The organism is Kitasatospora sp. NPDC057500 (assembly GCF_042802195.1).
Classification (GTDB): Bacteria; Actinomycetota; Actinomycetes; order Streptomycetales; family Streptomycetaceae; genus Kitasatospora.
In genome coordinates this window covers 1-1,918 of record NZ_JBHVER010000423.1, presented here as the reverse complement: position 1 = coordinate 1,918, position 1,918 = coordinate 1, and the positions used below count along the sequence as shown (strand labels likewise).

The following is a 1,918-nucleotide window of genomic DNA, read 5'->3' as shown; positions in this document are numbered from 1 at the left end:
CCGCACGGTGCGGGCCCTCGCCCATGCCGCCGAACGGCCGGGGCGGCGCACTCCTTTTTCCGACGGCCGACCAGCCCCGACCGGGGCTGCCGCGCTACGGACGGAGAAAACCCGTGACCACCCCTGCCCAGCCGCCCCGCGACGGCGGTCGCACCCGCAAGCCCCGCAACCGCTCCGGCGCCCCGCGCACCGGCGCCGCGCCCCGCTCCGGCTCCGCCCCGCGCGCCGGCGCGTCCACCCGGCCGCCGCGCCGCAACGCCCCCCGCGTCGCCGAGCCCGCCGACTTCACCGTCGTCGAGGGCACCCCGGCCCGCCCGCCGGCGGCGAGCTTCGCCGAGCTGGAGCTGCCCAAGGGGATCCTCTCCGCGCTGACCCGCGAGGGCGTCACCGAGCCGTTCCCGATCCAGGCCGCCACCCTGCCGGACTCGATCGCCGGCCGCGACGTGCTCGGCCGCGGCCGCACCGGCTCCGGCAAGACGCTCGCCTTCGGCCTGCCGCTGCTCGCCCGCACCGCCGGCAAGCGCGCCGACGCCCGCCACCCGCTGGCGCTGGTGCTGACGCCGACCCGTGAGCTCGCCCAGCAGGTCACCGAGGCGCTCACCCCGTACGCCACCGCCGTCAACCTGCGGATCGCCACCGTCGTCGGCGGCATGTCGATCACCCGGCAGGCCAACGCGGTGCGGCGCGGCGCCGAGGTCCTGGTCGCCACCCCCGGCCGGCTGGACGACCTGATCGGCCGCGGCGACGTCCGGCTCTCCGACGTCGCGATCACCGTGCTCGACGAGGCCGACCAGATGGCCGACATGGGCTTCCTGCCGCAGGTCACCAAGCTGCTGGAGCAGGTCGCCGAGGGCGGGCAGCGGATGCTGTTCTCCGCCACCCTGGACCGCAACGTCGACCGGCTGGTCAAGCGCTTCCTGAGCGATCCGGTGACCCACTCCGTCGACCCTTCGGCCGGCGCGGTCACCACCATGGACCACCACGTGCTCCAGCTGGAGCCGGCCGACAAGGCGTCCACCGCCGCCCACATCGCCTCCCGCGACGGGCGCGTGATCATGTTCGTGCACACCAAGCACGGCGCCGACCGGCTGGCCAAGCAGCTGCTCGCCAACGGCGTGAAGGCCGCCGCGCTGCACGGCGGCAAGTCCCAGCCGCAGCGCAACCGGGTGCTCGACCAGTTCCGGGACGGCCACGTGACCGCGCTGATCGCCACCAACGTCGCCGCCCGCGGCATCCACATCGACGGCCTCGACCTGGTCGTCAACATCGACCCGCCGATCGACCACAAGGACTACCTGCACCGCGGCGGCCGCACCGCCCGGGCCGGCGAGTCCGGTACCGTCGTCACCCTGGTGCTGCCCGACCAGCGGCGCGAGGTCGGCCGGCTGATGACCGTGGCCGGCATCCGCCCGACCACCACCAAGGTCCGCCCCGGCGACGTCGAGCTCGCCCGGATCACCGGCGCCCGCACCCCGAGCGGCGTGCCGGTCACCCTGGCGGTGCCCGCCCCGGCGGCCCCCGTCGACGCGGAGGCCGGGAAGGCCGCGCCGAAGACCTCCGCGTCCGGTCCGCGCCGGCGCTCCGGCAAGCGCTCGGCGCTGCCGGCCGACGTCGACATGAACGGCAACCCGCGCCGTCCCCGGCCCAAGCAGCGGGTCGGCGGTGCGGGCGGTGGCCAGGGCGGCGGCGCGCCGCGCCAGGCGGCCGGCTTCATCGGCCGCTCCTCGGGCCGGTCCAAGCCCGGCAGCGGCTCCAAGTCCGGCTCCAACTACGGCACCGGCCGCCAGCGCCGCCAGACCGACTGAGCGACCGGGCGCCAGGCTGACCGGGCGACCGGGCGACCGGGCGACCTTCAGCCCCTGACCGACCCGGCGTCCGAACGGCCCGGCTCACCCCGGACCGGGGGAGCCGGGCCGGT

The 1,918-nt window shown here is 76.8% G+C and carries 1 protein-coding gene; it reads left to right on the top strand.

Annotation, left to right across the window (positions count from 1 at the left end):
* The first annotated feature begins 23 nt into the window (after window positions 1-23).
* Window positions 24-1,805: a DEAD/DEAH box helicase gene (locus tag ACFU74_RS37145; protein ID WP_380764556.1), complete on the top strand. Its 1,782-nt coding sequence runs from the start codon at window positions 24-26 to the stop codon at window positions 1,803-1,805.
* The last annotated feature ends 113 nt before the right edge of the window (window positions 1,806-1,918 follow it).

Coding starts and splice junctions, on each gene's coding strand:
- ACFU74_RS37145 (WP_380764556.1), top strand. CDS start 24: ATGCCGCCGAACGGCCGGGGCGGCGCACTCCTTTTTCCGACGGCCGAC.